This window comes from Streptomyces sp. MS191, assembly GCF_008042125.1.
In the GTDB taxonomy this organism is placed as follows: domain Bacteria; phylum Actinomycetota; class Actinomycetes; order Streptomycetales; family Streptomycetaceae; genus Streptomyces.
Map to the genome: position 1 here is coordinate 2,437,973 of NZ_RDBI01000040.1, position 17,098 is coordinate 2,455,070.

17 protein-coding genes, 1 tRNA gene and 2 pseudogenes are annotated in these 17,098 nt (G+C 71.9%); 15 read left to right on the forward strand and 5 right to left on the reverse strand.

What is annotated here, in order from left to right:
• Both EAO71_RS38895 and EAO71_RS18230 read right to left on the reverse strand, forming a co-directional pair.
• Positions 1 to 139, reverse strand: a pseudogene (locus tag EAO71_RS38895) (TetR family transcriptional regulator); the annotation flags it as partial.
• Between the two features lie 147 nt (positions 140 to 286).
• Positions 287 to 970, reverse strand: a pseudogene (locus EAO71_RS18230) (TetR/AcrR family transcriptional regulator); the annotation flags it as partial.
• 110 nt (positions 971 to 1,080) lie between these two features.
• Between EAO71_RS18230 and EAO71_RS18235 the strand changes: the two are divergent.
• Positions 1,081 to 3,345: an ATP-binding cassette domain-containing protein gene (locus tag EAO71_RS18235; protein ID WP_147978680.1), complete on the forward strand. Its 2,265-nt coding sequence runs from the start codon at positions 1,081 to 1,083 to the stop codon at positions 3,343 to 3,345.
• A gap of 48 nt (positions 3,346 to 3,393) precedes the next feature.
• Here the strand turns inward: EAO71_RS18235 and EAO71_RS18240 are convergent, their stop codons facing one another.
• Complete coding sequence (locus EAO71_RS18240; protein WP_147978681.1) at positions 3,394 to 4,338, reverse strand: LysR family transcriptional regulator; 945 nt, start codon at positions 4,336 to 4,338, stop codon at positions 3,394 to 3,396.
• Between the two features lie 49 nt (positions 4,339 to 4,387).
• Here EAO71_RS18240 and EAO71_RS18245 point away from each other — a divergent pair, with 49 nt between their 5' ends.
• From EAO71_RS18245 to EAO71_RS18260, 4 genes are all read left to right on the forward strand, one after another.
• A complete protein-coding gene (locus EAO71_RS18245) occupies positions 4,388 to 4,966 on the forward strand; it encodes an RBBP9/YdeN family alpha/beta hydrolase (protein ID WP_147978682.1) in 579 nt (192 codons plus the stop codon).
• 67 nt (positions 4,967 to 5,033) lie between these two features.
• Entirely contained in the window at positions 5,034 to 5,993 is a 960-nt protein-coding gene (pip, locus tag EAO71_RS18250; RefSeq protein ID WP_147978683.1) for a prolyl aminopeptidase, read from the forward strand.
• A gap of 52 nt (positions 5,994 to 6,045) precedes the next feature.
• Positions 6,046 to 6,636, forward strand: coding sequence for an HhH-GPD-type base excision DNA repair protein (locus EAO71_RS18255; protein ID WP_147978684.1), 591 nt, complete (start codon positions 6,046 to 6,048; stop codon positions 6,634 to 6,636).
• Positions 6,637 to 6,750: 114 nt separating this feature from the next.
• A complete protein-coding gene (locus EAO71_RS18260) occupies positions 6,751 to 8,310 on the forward strand; it encodes a M28 family metallopeptidase (protein WP_147978685.1) in 1,560 nt (519 codons plus the stop codon).
• 142 nt (positions 8,311 to 8,452) lie between these two features.
• On the opposite strand, the gene EAO71_RS18265 is transcribed toward EAO71_RS18260, so the two are convergent.
• Positions 8,453 to 10,060: a helicase HerA-like domain-containing protein gene (locus EAO71_RS18265; RefSeq protein ID WP_147978686.1), complete on the reverse strand. Its 1,608-nt coding sequence runs from the start codon at positions 10,058 to 10,060 to the stop codon at positions 8,453 to 8,455.
• A gap of 97 nt (positions 10,061 to 10,157) precedes the next feature.
• On the opposite strand from EAO71_RS18265, the gene EAO71_RS18270 reads away from it, so the two are divergent.
• Together EAO71_RS18270 and EAO71_RS18275 are read left to right on the forward strand one after the other, a co-directional pair.
• Positions 10,158 to 10,454 carry a type II toxin-antitoxin system VapB family antitoxin gene (locus EAO71_RS18270; RefSeq protein WP_009067182.1) on the forward strand — a complete coding sequence of 99 codons (297 nt, stop codon included), beginning with the start codon at positions 10,158 to 10,160 and terminating at the stop codon, positions 10,452 to 10,454.
• Positions 10,455 to 10,610: 156 nt separating this feature from the next.
• Entirely contained in the window at positions 10,611 to 11,243 is a 633-nt protein-coding gene (locus EAO71_RS18275; RefSeq protein ID WP_147978687.1) for a LytR C-terminal domain-containing protein, read from the forward strand.
• Between the two features lie 120 nt (positions 11,244 to 11,363).
• Here the strand turns inward: EAO71_RS18275 and upp are convergent, their stop codons facing one another.
• The gene (upp, locus tag EAO71_RS18280; protein WP_147978688.1) at positions 11,364 to 11,999 is read right to left on the reverse strand and encodes a uracil phosphoribosyltransferase; all 636 of its coding nucleotides are present in this window, start codon (positions 11,997 to 11,999) and stop codon (positions 11,364 to 11,366) included.
• Positions 12,000 to 12,085: 86 nt separating this feature from the next.
• Between upp and EAO71_RS18285 the strand changes: the two genes are divergently transcribed.
• From EAO71_RS18285 to EAO71_RS18315, 8 genes are all read left to right on the forward strand, one after another.
• Entirely contained in the window at positions 12,086 to 12,289 is a 204-nt protein-coding gene (locus tag EAO71_RS18285) for a hypothetical protein (RefSeq protein ID WP_147978689.1), read from the forward strand.
• A 259-nt stretch (positions 12,290 to 12,548) separates the two neighbouring features.
• Entirely contained in the window at positions 12,549 to 13,085 is a 537-nt protein-coding gene (locus EAO71_RS18290) for a tRNA adenosine deaminase-associated protein (RefSeq protein WP_147978690.1), read from the forward strand.
• A 152-nt stretch (positions 13,086 to 13,237) separates the two neighbouring features.
• Complete coding sequence (tadA, locus tag EAO71_RS18295; RefSeq protein ID WP_147979376.1) at positions 13,238 to 13,666, forward strand: tRNA adenosine(34) deaminase TadA; 429 nt, start codon at positions 13,238 to 13,240, stop codon at positions 13,664 to 13,666.
• 68 nt (positions 13,667 to 13,734) lie between these two features.
• Positions 13,735 to 13,819 (forward strand) — tRNA-Ser (locus tag EAO71_RS18300).
• Between the two features lie 461 nt (positions 13,820 to 14,280).
• Positions 14,281 to 14,445 (forward strand): hypothetical protein, encoded by a 165-nt coding sequence (locus EAO71_RS37755; protein WP_187282703.1) that lies wholly within the window; start codon positions 14,281 to 14,283, stop codon positions 14,443 to 14,445.
• A 9-nt stretch (positions 14,446 to 14,454) separates the two neighbouring features.
• Positions 14,455 to 14,748: a Dabb family protein gene (locus EAO71_RS18305; RefSeq protein WP_147978691.1), complete on the forward strand. Its 294-nt coding sequence runs from the start codon at positions 14,455 to 14,457 to the stop codon at positions 14,746 to 14,748.
• 210 nt (positions 14,749 to 14,958) lie between these two features.
• The gene (locus EAO71_RS18310) at positions 14,959 to 15,804 is read left to right on the forward strand and encodes an RNA polymerase sigma factor SigF (protein ID WP_356601225.1); all 846 of its coding nucleotides are present in this window, start codon (positions 14,959 to 14,961) and stop codon (positions 15,802 to 15,804) included.
• A gap of 235 nt (positions 15,805 to 16,039) precedes the next feature.
• Complete coding sequence (locus EAO71_RS18315; RefSeq protein WP_147978693.1) at positions 16,040 to 16,972, forward strand: RNA polymerase sigma factor SigF; 933 nt, start codon at positions 16,040 to 16,042, stop codon at positions 16,970 to 16,972.
• Positions 16,973 to 17,098: the final 126 nt, after the last annotated feature.

Sequence of the window (17,098 nt, forward strand, 5' to 3'; positions counted from 1 at the left end):
GCGGCGGGCCGCTCATGTACGCCTCCTGGAACTGCCGCTCCCGGTCGTCGAGGAGCGCCCACAGGAGCTGGGCCACGTCCCCGAAACGGCGGTAGACCGTGCCCACGCCCATGCCCGCGGCGTGCGCGACCTGGTTCATCGTGACCGCGTCGGGGCCGACCTCGGTGACGATCCTGGCTGCGGCGTCGAGGATCCTGCGCCGGTTGCGGGCGGCGTCGGCGCGCTCGGGGGCCGGGCTGCCCACGGTGGGGAGCAGTTCGATGGCCGGGACGCCGGGACGTGAGGTCGCGGCCGACGCCTCGCCCACCCGCGCCGCGAGCGGGAAGCGGCTCTCGTCGAACACCCGGTTCAGCAGCGGCTCGTGGGCCGCCCACCACTCACCGTCGGACAGCGCGCTCTCCCGGTCCACGGCCCGCGCGTCCAGCTCCGACCGGGCGGCGACCAGGACGAAACCGAGCAGGTGCGTGAGCGCCGAGTCGATCGTCACGTCGTCGAGTCCGAGCCCCTCCAGGGCGCCCAGCTCGTGCTCGTACTTGCTCATCACGCCCGGCCCGAGCGGCGGCCGGTGGACGCGGAGTTCCACCACCCAGGGATGGCGCAGGTACAGCGCGCGGTTCTCGTCGGCGACCGCCGTCACCCGCGCCCGCCACGGCTCGCCGTCCGCGAAGCCGGTGCGCGGCATCCGCAGGAAGACGGTGTCCAGCATCAGGTCGAACAGCTCGGCCTTGCCGGGGACGTAGGTGTAGAGGGTCATCGGGGTGACGCCGAGACGCTGGGCCACCGCGCGCATGGTGAGCGCGTCGAGACCGCCCTCGTCGGCGAGCGCGATCGCCGCGTCGACGACGGCGTCCACCGTGAGGCCCTGGCGCGGGCCGCGCCGACTCGTCGGGGGCGTGCCGCCCTCGCGCCAGAGCAGTTCGAGGGTACGCGCCGGATCACCGGCGCCGCTGCTGTTCTTCTCCCGGCCCATGGCACCCATCCTCGCAGTTCAGGGCCCTGCCACTGACATATCCATGCACTCTCTACGCTGTATAGAGTACCGTGTACGGAGAAACGGGACCACCATCGGAGGGCGCACCAATGAACACCCCCGCAGCGGACAGCCACCACGTCATCCAGGTCCGCGGAGCCCGGGAGAACAACCTCAAGAACGTCTCCGTCGACCTCCCCAAGCGCCGCCTCACCGTCTTCACCGGCGTCTCGGGATCGGGGAAGTCCTCGCTCGTCTTCGGCACCATCGCCGCCGAGTCGCAGCGCCTGATCAACGAGACGTACAGCGCCTTCCTGCAGTCCTTCATGCCGGCGCAGGGACGGCCGGACGTGGACGGGCTCCACAACCTCAGCGCCGCGATCGTCGTCGACCAGGAGCGGATGGGCGCCAACTCCCGCTCCACGGTGGGCACCGCGACCGACGCGTACACGATGCTGCGGATCGTCTTCAGCCGCCTCGGCACCCCGCACATCGGCACCTCCGGCGCCTTCAGCTTCAACCTCCCCGAGGGCATGTGCCCCCGCTGCGAGGGCGTCGGCGAGGTCTCCGAGATCGACGTCGACGAACTCGTCGACCGGACCAAGTCCCTCGACGAGGGCGCGATCACCGTGCCGGGGTACGCCGTCGACTCCTGGATGTGGCAGGTCATGGCCCAGTCCGGCTTCTACGACCCGGCCAAGAAGCTGGCGGACTTCACCGAGCAGGAGTGGGAGGACTTCCTCCACCGGCCGTCGTGCAAGGTGAAGGTCGGCACCACCAACCTCACCTACGAGGGCCTGGTGGTGAAGGTCCAGCGGACGATCCTCGCCAAGGACCGGGACGCCATGCAGGCGCACATCCGCGCCTTCGTCGACCGCGCCGTCGTCTTCCGCCGCTGCCCCGAGTGCGAGGGCACCCGCCTGACCCGGGCCGCGCTCTCCTCCCGGATCGACGGGGTGAACATCGCGGAGTGCTCGGCGATGCAGATCAGCGACCTGGCGGCGTTCCTGCGCCGGGTCGAGGACCCGTCCGTGGCCCCGCTCCTCGCCGGCCTGCGGGAACTGCTCGACTCGCTCGTCGAGATCGGGCTGGGCTACCTGAGCCTGGACCGCCCCTCCGGAACGCTGTCGGGCGGCGAGGCCCAGCGGGTCAAGATGGTCCGCCACCTCGGGTCCTCGCTCACCGACGTCACGTACGTCTTCGACGAGCCGACCACCGGGCTGCACCCGCACGACATCCAGCGGATGAACGACCTGCTGCTGCGGCTGCGCGACAAGGGCAACACCGTCCTCGTCGTCGAGCACAAGCCGGAGGTCGTGGAGATCGCCGACCACGTGGTGGACCTCGGCCCGCGGGCCGGCTCCGCCGGCGGCGAGATCTGCTACAGCGGCGACGTGCCCGGCCTGCGGACCTCCGGGACCCTCACCGGCGACCACCTGGCACACCGGGCGAAGCTCCGCCCCGAGGTACGCACCCCCACGGGCTCGCTCTCCGTCAAGGACGCGGACACCCACAACCTCCACAACGTCAGCGTCGAGATCCCGACCGGGGTCCTGACCGTCGTCACCGGCGTGGCCGGCTCGGGCAAGTCCTCGCTGATCCACGGGAGTCTGCCCGGCCGCGAGGGCGTCGTCGTCGCCGACCAGTCGCCGATCCGCGGCTCGCGGCGCTCCAACCCGGCGACGTACACGGGACTGCTGAACCCGATCCGCACCGCCTTCGCCAAGGCCAACGGTGTCAAGGCCGCGCTCTTCAGCGCCAACTCCGAGGGCGCCTGCCCGCACTGCAACGGCCTGGGGCTCGTCTACACCGACCTGGCGATGATGGCCGGCGTCGCGTCGGTGTGCGAGAAGTGCGAGGGCAAGCGCTTCACCGCCGAGGTCCTCGCCCACACCCTGGACGGCAGGAACATCCACGAGGTCCTGTCGATGTCGGTCGAGGAGGCGTACGGCTTCTTCACGACGAAGGGGCAGGCCCGCACGATCCTGGGCCGCCTCCACGACGTCGGCCTCGGCTACCTGCGGCTCGGGCAGCCGCTCAACACCCTCTCGGGCGGCGAGCGCCAGCGTCTGAAGCTCGCCATCCACATGGCGGAGAAGGGCGCGACCTACGTCCTCGACGAACCCACGACGGGCCTGCACCTCGCCGACGTCGACCAGCTGCTCGCCCTGCTCGACCGCCTCGTGGACGACGGCAACACGGTCGTCGTGATCGAGCACCACCAGGCCGTCATGGCCCACGCCGACTGGCTGATCGACCTGGGCCCGGGCGCCGGCCACGACGGCGGACGGATCGTCTTCGAGGGCACGCCGACGGAGCTGGTCGAGCGGGGCGACACCCTGACGGCGCGCCACCTGCGGAAGTACGTGAGCTGAGCCCCGCGCGCCGCGCCCGCCCCGCCGGAACCCGGGGCGGGCGCGGCCTCACGGCGCCGGGCGCTCCACCGCCCGCGCCGCGTGCTCGCCGAGCACGGCGACCACCGCGGCGAGCACCGGATCCGCCTCCGCGCCCGTACGGACCGCCGCGAAGACCGTCCGGGCCGGCGGCTGCCCCGCCACCGGCCGGACGACGACCTCCGGCCGCCCCAGGGGCTGCACCAGCCTCGGCACCAGCGCCACCCCGAGCCCCGCGCCGACCAGGGCCGCGAGCGCCTGCCAGTCGTCCACCGCGTGCCGGATCTCCGGCGTGAAACCGGCCGCCGCGCAGACCGCGCGCGTCACCGCCCCGCAGCACGTGCCGGCGTCACCGACGATCCACGGATCGGCCGCCAGCTCCCGCAGCGGCACCCGCTCGCGCCCCGCGAGCCGGTGACCGGCCGGCAGGGCCACGTCCAGGACGTCCGTCAGCAGGTCGAAGCGGGTGTAGCGGCGGTCGGTGTGCGGCGGGGACGCCGCGAAGTCCACGGCGATCGCGAGGTCGACCTCCCCCGCGTCGAGCCGCGTGAAGAGGTCGGGCGGCTGGGACTCGACCACCGCCGTGCCGATCTCCGGCCGCACGGCGGCGAGTTCGGCCAGGGCCGGCGCGAGGAGCCCCGACACCCCGCTGGAGAACGCCCCGATCGTCACCGCCCCGCGCCGCCCCTGCTCCCACGCCGCGAGGTCCGCGCGGGCCCGCTCCAACTGCGCCGCGATCAGGTCGGCGTGCCGCAGGACCAGCCGCGCCTGCCCGGTGAGCCGCACGCCCCGCCCCTGCCGCTCGACGAGCGGAACACCCAGCTCGCGGGCGAGCGCGGCGAGCTGCTGCGAGACGGCGGACGGGGTCAGATGGAGCGCGGCGGCCGTGCGGGCGATGCTGCCGCGGCGTTCGAGTTCCCGCAGCGCACCCAGCCTGCGCAGATCGATCGTGAAGGTCCCGCTTACCGGATCCATGCAGAGACATTAACTGGACCTGACGCCCGCACGGCCGGACGATCTCCCCATGACGACCTTCCTCATCCTGCACGGCTTCCAGAACCACCGGCCCGAGGGCCATTGGCAGCACTGGCTCGCCGGCCGGCTCGCCGAGCGCGGGCACGAGGTCCGCTATCCCCAGCTCCCCGAGCCGGACGCCCCGGTCCTCGACGACTGGCTGGCCGCGCTGGCCGGGCGGCTCCACCGTCCGGCCGGCGGGGGCGGGTTCGTCGTCCTCGCCCACAGCCTCTCCGTGCTGCTCTGGCTGCACGCCGCCGCCCGCACCCCCGACGCGCTCGACGTCGACCGGGTCCTGCTGGTCGCGCCGCCGTCGCCCGCGGTCACCGCGTCCATCCCCGAGATCGCCGGCTTCGCGGAGGGGCTGGACCTCGGCGCCGTACGCCTGAAGGCCCCGACCCGGCTCGTGTACGGCGCCGGCGACCCGTACTGCCCCGAGGGCGCGGCGGTGCACTACGGCGACCCGCTCGCGCTCGACCGGGACCTCGTCCTGCCCGGCGGCCACCTGGACATGCCCGCGGGGTACGGCTCCTGGCCCGCGGTCCTGGAGTGGTGCGAGGACCCGTCGGTGCGGCTGAGCGCCCGGTAGCCCCTTCGCCCGGCCGGCGGGACCGGCGGGCGCCGGGCAGGACGGGACAGCCCTTAGGGTCGACGGAATGTTCCCGGAACTGGAACCGTACGAGCAGGGCCACCTCGACGTGGGCGACGGCAACCTCGTCCACTGGCAGGCCGCCGGCAGTCCCGCGGGGAAGCCCGCCCTCGTCGTCCACGGCGGCCCCGGTTCCGGCTCGTCGCCGTCCGCCCGCCGCCTGTTCGACCCGGAGAAGTACCGGATCGTGCAGTTCGACCAGCGCGGTTGCGGCCGGTCGCTGCCGCATGCGAGCGACCCGGCCGCCGACCTGTCCGTGAACACCACCGCGCACCTGGTCGCGGACATGGAGCGGCTGCGCGAGCACCTCGGCGTGGACCGCTGGCTGCTGTACGGCGGCTCCTGGGGCGCGACGCTGATCCTCGCGTACGCGCAGGCGCATCCGTCCCGGGTCTCTCAGATCGTCCTCGCGGGCGTGACCACCACGCGCCGCTCCGAGATCGCGTGGCTGTACGAGGGCGCCGCCCGCTTCTTCCCCGAGGCGCACGAGCGCTTCCGCGCGGGCGCGGGCCTCACCGGCGGGGCCGGGCGCGCCGGTGCTGCGGAGCTGGTGGCCGCCTACGCCCGCCTGATGACCGACCCGGACGCGTCCGTACGGGCGAAGGCGGCGGCCGACTGGTGCGCCTGGGAGGACGCGGTCGTGTCGGCGGAGGGCCGGGGCACCCCGTACACCGACCGGGTCGACGACACCCGCCTCGGCTTCGTCCGGATCTGCTCGCACTACTTCGCGCACGGTGCCTGGCTGGAGGAGGGCGCCCTGCTCCAGGACGCGCACCGGCTCGCCGGCATCCCGGGCGTCCTGGTCCACGGCCGGACGGACATGGCGGGCCCGCCGGACACCGCGTGGGAGCTCGCCCGGGCGTGGCCGGACGCCGAGCTGTCGATGGTCGAGGACGCGGGCCATCTGGGCGGCGGAGGCACCCGCGCCCGCGTCCTGGCCGCCCTGGAGCGCTTCGCGGACGGGTGACGGCGGCCCCGCAGCACGCGCGCGGGGCGGCCGGGCGCGGGATGATCGAGAGATGACCGAGATCCACCTCGCGCAGCAGACCGAGGCCGACGAGCTCCTCGGACGCAGTCCGCTGGCCGCACTGGTCGGCATGCTGCTCGACCAGCAGGTCCCCATGGAATGGGCGTTCTCCGGGCCGTACACGATCGCGCAGCGCCTCGGCACGGACGATCTCGACGCGCACGCGATCGCCGCGTACGATCCGGACGCCTTCGCCGCGCTGCTCTCCGACAAACCCGCGGTGCACCGCTACCCGGGCTCGATGGCCAAGCGGATCCAGCAGCTGTGCGCCTTCCTCGTGGAGGAGTACGACGGCCGGGCCGAGGCCGTCTGGGCGGACGCCGACGACGGGGCGGAGCTGCTCGGCCGGCTGCTCGCCCTGCCCGGCTTCGGCAAGCAGAAGGCGCAGATCTTCCTGGCCCTGCTCGGCAAGCAGTACGGCGTGCGGCCGCGCGGCTGGCGCGAGGCGGCCGGCGCCTACGGCGAGTCCGGCGCGTACCGGTCGGCCGCCGACATCACCGGGCCCGAGTCCCTGGCGAAGGTCCGCGCGTTCAAGCAGGAGGCCAAGCGTGCCGCAAAAGCCGCCAAATCTTCCGGGAATTGATCCTTCCGCATGTCAATCCTGCTAAATGTGACATGAATTGTGGCGGATCTGTTCACAGGAAGCCCCGGAGATCGCTAACTTCCCTTCAACCTCGTTCGCCCGGGAAGGACCTCTGTGAACGCATCCCATCGCAGAGCCGCGGCCATTCTGGCCGCAGCCGCACTCGCGACCCCGCTCCTGCTGGCCGCCGCTTCCCCTGCCACGGCCAAGGCGGACCCCGCCGCCGCCCCGGCCAAGGACGCCGCGCAGCTGGCCAAGAAGCTGGTCCGCGAGACGTCCGCCAAGGACGCCTACAAGCACCTCCAGAAGTTCCAGGCGATAGCCGACTCGGCCGGCGGCCACCGCGCGGCCGGATCGCTCGGACACGACGCCTCCGCCGCGTACGTGTACCAGCTGCTCAAGAAGGCCGGCTACAACGTCGAGTACCAGAAGTTCGACTTCATCTACACCGAGACGCAGGCCGAGAAGCTCTCCGTCGTCTCGCCCACGCCGCGCGCCGTCGAGATCAAGGCGATGACGTACACCAAGTCGACCCCGGTCGGCGGCATCAAGGCCGACCTCGCGGCCGTGCCGGTGGACGCGGACGGCACGACCGGCTGTGAGCCCGGCGACTTCGCCGCGGGCGCCTTCACCGGCAAGATCGCGCTGATCAAGCGCGGCGGCTGCACCTTCGCCGCCAAGCAGGAGAACGCCGCCGCGGCGGGCGCCGCGGGCGCGATCATCTACAACAACACCGACGGCGTGCTCTCCGGCACGCTCGGCGACCCCGCGGCCGGAAAGCTCCCGACCGGTGGTCTCACCCAGGCCGAGGGCGAGAAGCTCGCCGCCGACCTGGCCAAGGGCCCGGTGAACGTCTCCTTCGAGATCCGCCAGCTCCAGGAGAAGCGTTCCACCAACAACGTCATCGCCGAGACCAAGGGCGGCAACGCGGCCAACACCGTGATGCTCGGCTCGCACCTCGACTCCGTGACGGCCGGCCCCGGCATCAACGACAACGGCTCGGGCTCGGCCGGTCTGCTCCAGACCGCGCTGGAGCTCGCCGAGTCCAAGGCGAAGGTCCGCAACAAGGTCCGCTTCGCCTGGTGGTCGGCCGAGGAGAACGGCCTGCTCGGTTCCGAGCACTACGTGGCGAACATGAGCGAGCTCGACAAGAAGGAAGTCAAGCTCTACCTCAACTTCGACATGATCGCCTCGCCGAACTACGGCCTGTTCGTCTACGACGGCGACGACTCGGACGCGACCGGCGCCGGCGCGGGCCCGGCGGGCTCCGCCCAACTCGAGCGCGACATCACCGACTTCATGGACAAGCAGGGCCGTCCGCACGAGGGGACCGACTTCACGGGCCGCTCGGACTACGGCCCGTTCATCGAGGTCGGCATCCCGTCGGGAGGCACCTTCACCGGCGCCGAGGGCATCAAGACCCCCGCCCAGGCCGCGAAGTTCGGCGGCACGGCGGGCATCGCCTACGACGTGAACTACCACGCCGCCGGCGACAACCTGTCGAACATCAACATGACGGCCTTCGACGTCAACATCGACGTCATCGCCAACGCCGTGGGCACCTACGCCCACGACATCAGCTCCCTGCGCAAGCCGGTCGTCTCCACCCCGACCGACGGCGACGCGGGCAGCGGCGGCGGCCTGCACGACGACCACCACGAGGTCACCGAGTAGGCGGCGGGCCACCCGACGCACCGCGGGCCCCGGGGGACACCCCGGGGCCCGCACCTCTGCCGGGCCGCGGATCCGCCGGGACCCGGCGAGATCGGCGGGATCGGCGGGATCGGCGGGATCGGCGGGATCGGCGAGGCGGGTCCTACCGCCGCCTGCGCGCCGTACCGAAGATCGACCGGCTGATCTCCCGGCCCACCTGGGTGCCGATCGACCGCGCCAGCGACGAGAACAACCCGCTGCCCGCCACCTGCTCGGCAAGCGACTCGTCCCGCTTCGGCGGAGCCGACTTCGCCGCCTTCGCCGCCCTGGCCGCCTCCTCGGCCGCGTGCGCCTCCTCGGCCGCCTTCATTGCCGCGGCCTCGGCCGCCGCCTGCTCTGCCGTCAGCCGCTCGTACGCCGACTCCCGGTCCACCGCCTCCGCGTACCGCCCGTACAACGGCGATCCCTTCACCGCCGCGTCCAACGCGGCCGCGTCGACGGGACCCATCAGGGACTCCGGGGCCCGCAGCCGGGTCGCCGCGACCGGCGTCGGCGCGCCCGTCTCGCTCAGCACCGTGATCACCGCCTCGCCCGTCCCCAGCCCCGTCAGGACCTCCTCCAGGTCGTACGCCGAGTTCGGGAACGTCCGCACCGTCGCCTTCAGCGCCTTCGCGTCGTCCGGCGTGAACGCGCGCAGCGCGTGCTGCACCCGGTTGCCCAACTGCCCCAGCACGTCCGCCGGCACGTCCTTGGGCGTCTGGGTCACGAAGAACACCCCGACGCCCTTGGAGCGGATCAGCCGCACCGTCTGGGTGATCGACTCCAGGAACGCCTTCGACGCCCCGTTGAAGAGCAGGTGCGCCTCGTCGAAGAAGAAGACCAGCTTCGGCTTCTCCAGGTCGCCGACCTCCGGCAGCTCCTCGAAGAGGTCCGCCAGCATCCACATCAGGAAGGTCGAGAAGAGCTGCGGCTTGTCCTGGACGGCCGCCAGCTCCAGGATCGACACCGTCCCGCGCCCGTCCGCGGCCGTCCGGAGGAACTCCGACGTGTCGAACTCCGGCTCGCCGAAGAAGCCGCCCGCGCCCTGCTGCTCGAAGGCCGTGATCGCCCGCAGGATCACCCCGGCGGTCGCCGTGGACAGCCCGCCGATCCCCTTCAGCTCCGCCTTTCCGGTGTCCGACACCAGGAAGGCCACCACCGCCCGGAGGTCCTTCAGGTCGACGAGCTCCAGGCCCTTGGAGTCGGCGTAGTGGAAGATCAGCCCGAGCGACTGCTCCTGCGTCTGGTTGAGCCGGAGCACCTTCGACAGCAGGAGGGGCCCGAAGCTGGTGACCGTCGCCCGCACGGGGATGCCGGGGCCCTCGCCGCCGAGCCCGTAGAACTCGCACGGGAAACCCCTGGCGGCCCACTCCTGCCCCACCTGCCCCGCCCGTTCGCGGACCTTCCCGCCGTCGGCCCCCGGCGCCGAGACACCCGAGACGTCGCCCTTGATGTCGGCGAGGAAGACCGGCACACCGTGCGCCGACAGCTGCTCGGCGACGAGCTGCAGCGTCTTCGTCTTCCCGGTGCCGGTGGCCCCGGCGACCAGACCGTGGCGGTTGAGCATCCCCAGCGGGATGCGGATCTGCGCCTGCGGGTGACACGTCCCGTCCCACAGCAGCGCCCCCAGATCGAGTGCCGCACCGGTGAACGCGTACCCGGCGGCGATCTCGGCGGCGGGCCCCTCCAGGGGGCCGCCCACGGTGGCCGGCGGCTGGTCGCTCACGCTCATGACGGGACCCCGATTTCGGTTTTGGGATGATTTGCCCCAGCATCCCACTGCGCCCGCCTGGCTGCGCCGGGAGCCGCTTGACCGGTAGGCTCTCCGTGTGATCTTCAAGCGCATCGGAAACGGCCGGCCGTATCCCGACCACGGCCGGGAAAGCACCCGGCAGTGGGCGGACGTCGCGCCGCGCCCGGTCCGCCTCGATCAGCTGGTGACCACCAAGGGCCAGCTGGACCTGGAGACGCTGCTCGCCGAGGACTCGACCTTCTACGGCGACCTCTTCGCGCACGTCGTGAAGTGGCGCGGCGACCTCTACCTCGAGGACGGACTGCACCGCGCCGTGCGCGCGGCCCTCCAGCAGCGGCAGGTCCTGCACGCCCGCGTGCTGGAGATGGACTAGCCCCTTCCGGACGGTCCTCCCGAGCCCGCGAAGACGGCCGCGACACCTCGCGCCGACCTGCCGTTCTGACCCTTTCGGGGGCTCTCCCGGGCCATCCGGACGCGATCACATGATCGTCAAGTATCCAACGTCGACCAGCGGCATTACCCTGCGTTCATGAGCATGCTCACTCCCCCCGGCATGGGCGGAAAGTACCGCATCACGGGTGACAAGTACCCGCGCATGCGCCGCCCCCGGCGTCGGCGCAGGATCGTCCTCGCAGCGGCGGCTGCCGCGGTCGCGCTCGGCGCGGCCGGCTGGGGGACGCTGCAGCTCGTCGACGTCTTCTCAGGCGGCGACGGCAAGAAGACGACGGCGGGCAAGGGCCCCGACTGCAAGCCCGTCGTCAGGGCCTCCACCGCCCCCGCGCCCGCCGCCCTGCCCAAGCCCGCGCAGATCACGGTGAACGTCTACAACGCGACGCCGCGCGGCGGCCTCGCGAAGTCGACGGCCGACGAGCTCAAGAAACGCGGCTTCGTCATCGGCAAGGTCGGCAACGCCCCCGCCGCCTACGACAAGAAGGTCCCCGGCGCCGGCATCCTGCTGGCCGCCCCCGGGGCCACCAAGGGCGCGTTCTCGGTCCTGGGCACCCAGCTGAAGGCCGCCACGACCAAGACCGACACCCGGGCCACGGCGGACGTCGACCTGATCCTGGGCACCGCCTTCAAGACGCTGGACCCGAAGACGACGGCGGACGCGGCCCTGGTCGCCCTGAGCAACCCGAAGCCCGCGCCCGCGCCGTCCTGCTGACGACCACCCGCAGCGGGAGCGCCGTACGCGCTCCCGCGCACGGAACAGGCCGCCCGGTCGACGACCGGGCGGCCTGTTCCATCTGTCCGTCCGTCCGGCTGACGCCTGACGGGGTGGTATCTAGTCGACGGTCCCGTACATCCGGTCGCCCGCGTCGCCCAGGCCCGGGACGATGTAGCCGTGCTCGTTGAGACGCTCGTCGACCGAGGCGGTCACGACGGTCACCGGGGTGCCCGCCAGCTCGCGCTCCATGAGCTCGACGCCCTCCGGGGCGGCGAGCAGCACGACCGCGGTGACGTCGTCCGCGCCACGCTTGATCAGCTCCTGGATGGCCGCGACGAGCGTGCCGCCGGTCGCCAGCATCGGGTCCAGGACGTACACCTGGCGGCCCGAGAGGTCCTCCGGCATCCGCGTCGCGTAGGTCGACGCCTCCAGCGTCTCCTCGTTGCGGATCATGCCCAGGAAGCCGACCTCCGCGGTCGGGAGCAGCCGCACCATGCCGTCGAGCATGCCCAGGCCGGCGCGCAGGATCGGGACCACCAGCGGACGCGGGTACGACAGCTTCACACCGGTCGTGGGCGTCACGGGGGTCTCGATGTCGACCTGCTCGGTCCGCACGTCCCTGGTGGCCTCGTAGGCGAGCAGGGTGACCAGTTCGTCGGCGAGCCGGCGGAAGGTCGGGGAGTCGGTGCGCTTGTCGCGCAGAGTGGTGAGCTTGTGGGCGACCAGCGGGTGATCGACGACGTGGAGACGCATGACCCCACAGTAGCCCGCACTGGCATCAACCCACGTCCTGGAGGGAAGGTGGGGGCTACAGGGACCCATGGTGTGGGGTGGTGTCGATGCCCAAGGCGAAGGAGCCCGCCGAGACCGCCGCGGACGGCGGCCGCGAGCAGCCGGAGACGGACGCGGAGCGCCGGCGGCGACGCGCCCAGTTCCTCCGCGAGCTGCACGAGGCGAAGGCCCTGCGCGATCGCGTCCAGCCGCGCCGCGCGCGGGCGGCCCGGATGCGCCAGGCCATGCGGATGAGAACCTTCCGCTGGTGACGGCGGCATGCGGGCCGATCCACCGGCGCCCGCGCCCGTACGGTCCGCCCACCGTTTGCGCCCCCTTCACGCCCCGGCCGTGCGCCGGTCGGACGGGTGGGCCAGCGCACGGTCCGGCCCGCGTCCCGATCAGACTGATGCACGACGCAACAGCCGAAGACCTCTCCTCTGGCCGCTGTTTCTGCCACGATGCCGATTGGGCGGGGCACCAGGAGCGCACCGCCGGATCGTCACACCTCTGATCAGTGGGAGAGTCACGGTGTACTTCGCCGCACTGCTCGCGCGCACCGAAGACGGGTGGGAAGCGAGCGACACAGAGCTCGACGACGTGGAGACCCTGTCGGATCTGACCGACCTCGCCCGCGAGGCCGGGGCCGACGACGACACGGTGATCGTCTTCATCGAACAGGAGGACGCCTGGTTCGGCATCCTCCGGATCGAGGGCGAGGAGGACCCTCGCATCTACGTGTCGGACGGGGCGGCCGCCGCCCGCTCCTCGTACGGGGAGATCCTCACCCGGGAACTGCTCGGCGACGACCGGGACGAGGACGCCGACGTACTCGACGCGCTGGACCTCGACGGCACCGAGGACGGGGAGCCCGCGCACCACGAGGACGACGACGAGGAGGAGACGGGCGCGGCCGCCGACGCCGTGCCGGCCGCCCCGGTCGGCGACCGGCTGATCCTGTCCGACCTCGGCCTGTCCGAGGCGGACCTGCTGGCGCTCGACTCCGACGTGCTGGCCGAGATCGCGGACGCGCTGGGCGCCGCGGAGGTGCTGGAGACCGTTCGCTAGTGACAGAGGCAGAACAGACGGCACCCGACCCCGCACGGGGTCCGGGTGCCGATCGCCGTGCGGCGCGGGATCCGGGCGGGACGGCCGGCGCGGACGCCGGTACGCCCCCGGGCACGGCGCCCGACCCCGTGCGCGACCCCTGGCGGGACACCATGCGGCAGGCGCTCGCCGAGGCGGACCTGGCCGCGCTGGCCGGGGACGTACCCGTCGGCGCCGTTGTGCTGGCCCCGGACGGCACCGTCCTCGCCACCGGTCACAACGAGCGCGAGGCGACCGGCGATCCGACCGCCCACGCCGAGGTCCTGGCGCTGCGCCGGGCCGCCGCGGAGACCGGGGAGTGGCGGCTGACCGGCTGCACGCTCGTCGTGACCCTGGAGCCCTGCGTGATGTGCGCGGGGGCACTCGTACAGTCCCGGGTCGAACGGGTGGTCTTCGGCGCGCCGGACGAGAAGGCGGGCGCCGCCGGTTCCCTCTGGGACCTCGTACGCGACCGCCGGCTCAACCACCGCCCCGAGGTGATCCAGGGCGTGCTCGAAGAGGCCTGCTCGGCCCAGCTCACGGCCTTCTTCCGGGACCGCTGAACCCCGCCGCGACCTGCGCGGCGATACGGATTTCATCGCAGGGGCACCTTTGGGCTAAGCTCTCTCTCGGTAGCGTGTCCGAGCGGCCGAAGGAGCTCGCCTCGAAAGCGAGTGTGGCGCAAGTCACCGAGGGTTCAAATCCCTCCGCTACCGCTTCGATCGAAGGGCCCGGTGCGATGCACCGGGCCCTTCGGCGTGCCCAGGGGGCACTCGGCGCGCAGGGGCGGGCGGCGGGGCGCGGGACGGGACCCGGGGCGCACGAACAGCCGAAAGGGCCCCGGCCGCGCACGTGTCGCGCGGCCGGGGCCCTTCCCGTCGGACGGGGGAGCGGCATCGGGGGGACAAGCCGCTCCCCCGATGAGAACCGGTCCTGCAAGTCCTCGCCGTGTTCAGGGGGAAGCTCACGGCGCGGACCCCGCAGTGAGGGCCGGTTCCTCGCCCCGCGGACTCCTGCCAGATCCGCCGGGCTCGACATCCATCCTGCTGCGCCGGCACCCGCCCGAGGGGCGGCAAAGGGCCTCAGCCGCCGGGCCCTTGGTCCATAAAGACCCGGTGAGGAGCCTCGGCTAGACTCACGCGCGCTCAGGGGAGACGGACAGGGGAGGGCGCGACACATGGCGCAGGCGAAGAAGATCGCGCTCTATGCGGTCGTGGTCTTTGTGCTGTACACGATCATCAATTCCCCCAGCCGGGCGGCCGATCTCGTCCAGGTAGGGTTCGAGGGCATATCGAGCGCCGCGCAGGGTGTCGGCGAGTTCATGACCGAGCTCATCAACTAGGAGTCCCCCGTGATCCGCCATCTGGTCCTCTTCAAGCTGAACGAGGGCGTCGAGCGCGACGAGCCGCGCGTGGTCGCCGGGGTCGAGGCCTTCCGGGCGCTCGGCGGGACCATCCCGGAGCTGACGTTCTGGGAGTGCGACTGGAACATCACGGACCGGCCGATCGCGTACGACTTCGCCATCAACTCGGCGGTCGAGGACACCGACGCGCTGCAGCGCTACCTGGACCACCCCGCGCACCAGGCGGGCGTCGCCCAGTGGCGCGAGTTCGCCACGTGGGTGATCGCGGACTACGAGTTCTGACCCGTCCGAGCCTCTTCTTCCGGGCCCCTCGCCGTTCTCGGCGGGGGGCCTGCGGGTTTCTGACCTCCCGTTTAGTACCCCTTATGCCCCCAACACGTGCTTATGCGGTGCTTGCACACAGTGGACATGTCTTGTGATGCTATGACCGCTTTTGACGGATGAGTTGACCGTAGTTGACCAGCTACACCAGCCAGAGGGGTGGGCGTGAACGTGCCGGCCAGTGCAGCGCCTCAAGTCCCGCCCCAGAACGAGGCCGGCGGCCCGGACACCCCGCGCCCCCGACCACAGAGCAGCCGCGGCGCGGACACCCGCGCGCTGACCCAGGTGCTCTTCGGACAGCTCAAGAACCTCGAGCCGGGCACCCCGGAGCACGACCGGGTGCGCGGGGCCCTGATCGAGGCCAACCTGCCGCTCGTGCGGTACGCGGCGGCCCGCTTCCGCTCGCGCAACGAGCCCATGGAGGACGTCGTCCAGGTCGGCACCATCGGCCTCATCAACGCCATCGACCGCTTCGACCCGGACCGCGGCGTCCAGTTCCCGACCTTCGCGATGCCCACGGTCGTCGGCGAGATCAAGCGCTACTTCCGCGACAACGTACGGACCGTGCACGTGCCGCGCCGGCTCCACGAGCTCTGGGTCCAGGTCAACGGCGCCACAGAGGACCTGACGACCGCTCACGGCCGTTCCCCCACCACCGCCGAGATCGCCGAACGGCTGCGCATCGGCGAGGACGAGGTCCTGGCCTGCATCGAGGCCGGCCGGTCGTACCACGCGACCTCCCTGGAGGCGGCCCAGGAGGGCGACGGCCTGCCCGGACTGCTCGACCGGCTCGGCTACGAGGACCCCGCCCTCGCCGGCGTCGAACACCGCGACCTCGTACGGCATCTGCTCGTCCAGCTGCCCGAGCGCGAGCAACGGATCCTGATGCTCCGGTACTACAGCAACCTGACCCAGTCACAGATCAGTCAGGAACTCGGGGTCTCGCAGATGCACGTGTCAAGGCTCCTCGCCCGGAGCTTCGCGCGTTTGAGATCCGCAAACAGGATCGAAGCGTAGCCGGAACGGGTAGACCGGTTCGGAGCAGTTCTGCGGCGCCCCAAATGCCGTACACCCCTTGTTTCCTGCGGATTTCCCCCCTCGCCTTGTCGACAAGTCACTACAGCGTGTTGCCGACATGTGACATTCTGCTGGAACCGCGTTTGCCGCAGCCCCGCCTCCGGTATTCAGGTGGAGGCTGCGTTCCTCCGATGGTCGTGGCCGCCGCGACCGTCCGCGACCTCAAGGGGGTGGCATGTCCGCAGAACAGGGCAGCTCGAAGGTGCTCACGCTCACGCCCGTGCTCGCGCACACGCCGGTACAGGCCCACGTGCCGGCGCAGCAGCAGGTGCCGGCCCCCGCGCCCGCACCGGACACCGAGCCCGCCGCGCCGCTTGTCGTCTCGCCGGAAGCCATCGACACCCGCACCCTCTCCCGCTCCCTGTTCCTCCGGCTCCGCGCCCTGGACACCCAGGGCGCCGCCGCGGACAGCCCCGAGCGGACCTACGTACGCGACACCCTGATCCAGCTCAACCTGCCGCTCGTGCGGTACGCGGCGGCCCGCTTCCGCTCCCGCAACGAGCCGATGGAGGACATCGTCCAGGTCGGCACCATCGGCCTGATCAAGGCGATCGACCGCTTCGACTGCGAACGCGGCGTGGAGTTCCCGACGTTCGCGATGCCCACGGTCGTCGGCGAGATCAAGCGCTTCTTCCGCGACACCTCGTGGTCGGTGCGGGTGCCGCGCCGGCTCCAGGAGCTCCGGCTCGCGCTCACCAAGGCGAGCGACGAGCTCGCGCAGAAGCTGGACCGGTCGCCGACCGTTCCCGAACTCGCCGCCGTCCTGGGGGTGTCGGAGGAGGACGTCGTCGACGGCCTCGCCGTCGGCAACGCCTACACCGCCTCCTCGCTGGACTCGCCCTCGCCCGAGGACGACGGCGGCGAGGGGTCGCTCGCGGACCGGCTCGGATACGAGGACACGGCGCTGGAGGGCGTCGAGTACCGCGAGTCGCTGAAGCCGCTGCTCGCCAAACTCCCGCCCAGGGAACGGCAGATCATCATGCTGCGGTTCTTCGCCAACATGACCCAGTCCCAGATCGGCGAGGAGGTCGGCATCTCCCAGATGCACGTCTCCCGCCTGCTGACGCGGACGCTGGCACAGCTCCGGCAGGGCCTGATCGCGGACTGAACCTCCGCACACGGGTTCCTTGCTGACGGATCGTCAGCCAGACTGGCGCCATGCGGCGACAGAGGTCACTCCTGACGGTGGTCGCGCTCTGCCTCGGCGGGGCGCTGACCGCGTGCGGCGGAGGGG

What these genes read in the sequence shown, in the direction of transcription:
- EAO71_RS18235 (WP_147978680.1), top strand. Translation starts at nt 1,081, where the DNA reads ATGAACACCCCCGCAGCGGACAGCCACCACGTCATCCAGGTCCGCGGA.
- EAO71_RS18315 (WP_147978693.1), top strand. Translation starts at nt 16,040, where the DNA reads ATGTCCGCAGAACAGGGCAGCTCGAAGGTGCTCACGCTCACGCCCGTG.
- pip (WP_147978683.1), top strand. Translation starts at nt 5,034, where the DNA reads ATGTTCCCGGAACTGGAACCGTACGAGCAGGGCCACCTCGACGTGGGC.
- EAO71_RS18240 (WP_147978681.1), bottom strand. Translation starts at nt 4,338, where the DNA reads ATGGATCCGGTAAGCGGGACCTTCACGATCGATCTGCGCAGGCTGGGT.
- EAO71_RS18285 (WP_147978689.1), top strand. Translation starts at nt 12,086, where the DNA reads ATGCCCAAGGCGAAGGAGCCCGCCGAGACCGCCGCGGACGGCGGCCGC.
- EAO71_RS37755 (WP_187282703.1), top strand. Translation starts at nt 14,281, where the DNA reads ATGGCGCAGGCGAAGAAGATCGCGCTCTATGCGGTCGTGGTCTTTGTG.
- tadA (WP_147979376.1), top strand. Translation starts at nt 13,238, where the DNA reads ATGCGGCAGGCGCTCGCCGAGGCGGACCTGGCCGCGCTGGCCGGGGAC.
- EAO71_RS18265 (WP_147978686.1), bottom strand. Translation starts at nt 10,060, where the DNA reads ATGAGCGTGAGCGACCAGCCGCCGGCCACCGTGGGCGGCCCCCTGGAG.
- EAO71_RS18275 (WP_147978687.1), top strand. Translation starts at nt 10,611, where the DNA reads ATGAGCATGCTCACTCCCCCCGGCATGGGCGGAAAGTACCGCATCACG.
- upp (WP_147978688.1), bottom strand. Translation starts at nt 11,999, where the DNA reads ATGCGTCTCCACGTCGTCGATCACCCGCTGGTCGCCCACAAGCTCACC.
- EAO71_RS18245 (WP_147978682.1), top strand. Translation starts at nt 4,388, where the DNA reads ATGACGACCTTCCTCATCCTGCACGGCTTCCAGAACCACCGGCCCGAG.
- EAO71_RS18255 (WP_147978684.1), top strand. Translation starts at nt 6,046, where the DNA reads ATGACCGAGATCCACCTCGCGCAGCAGACCGAGGCCGACGAGCTCCTC.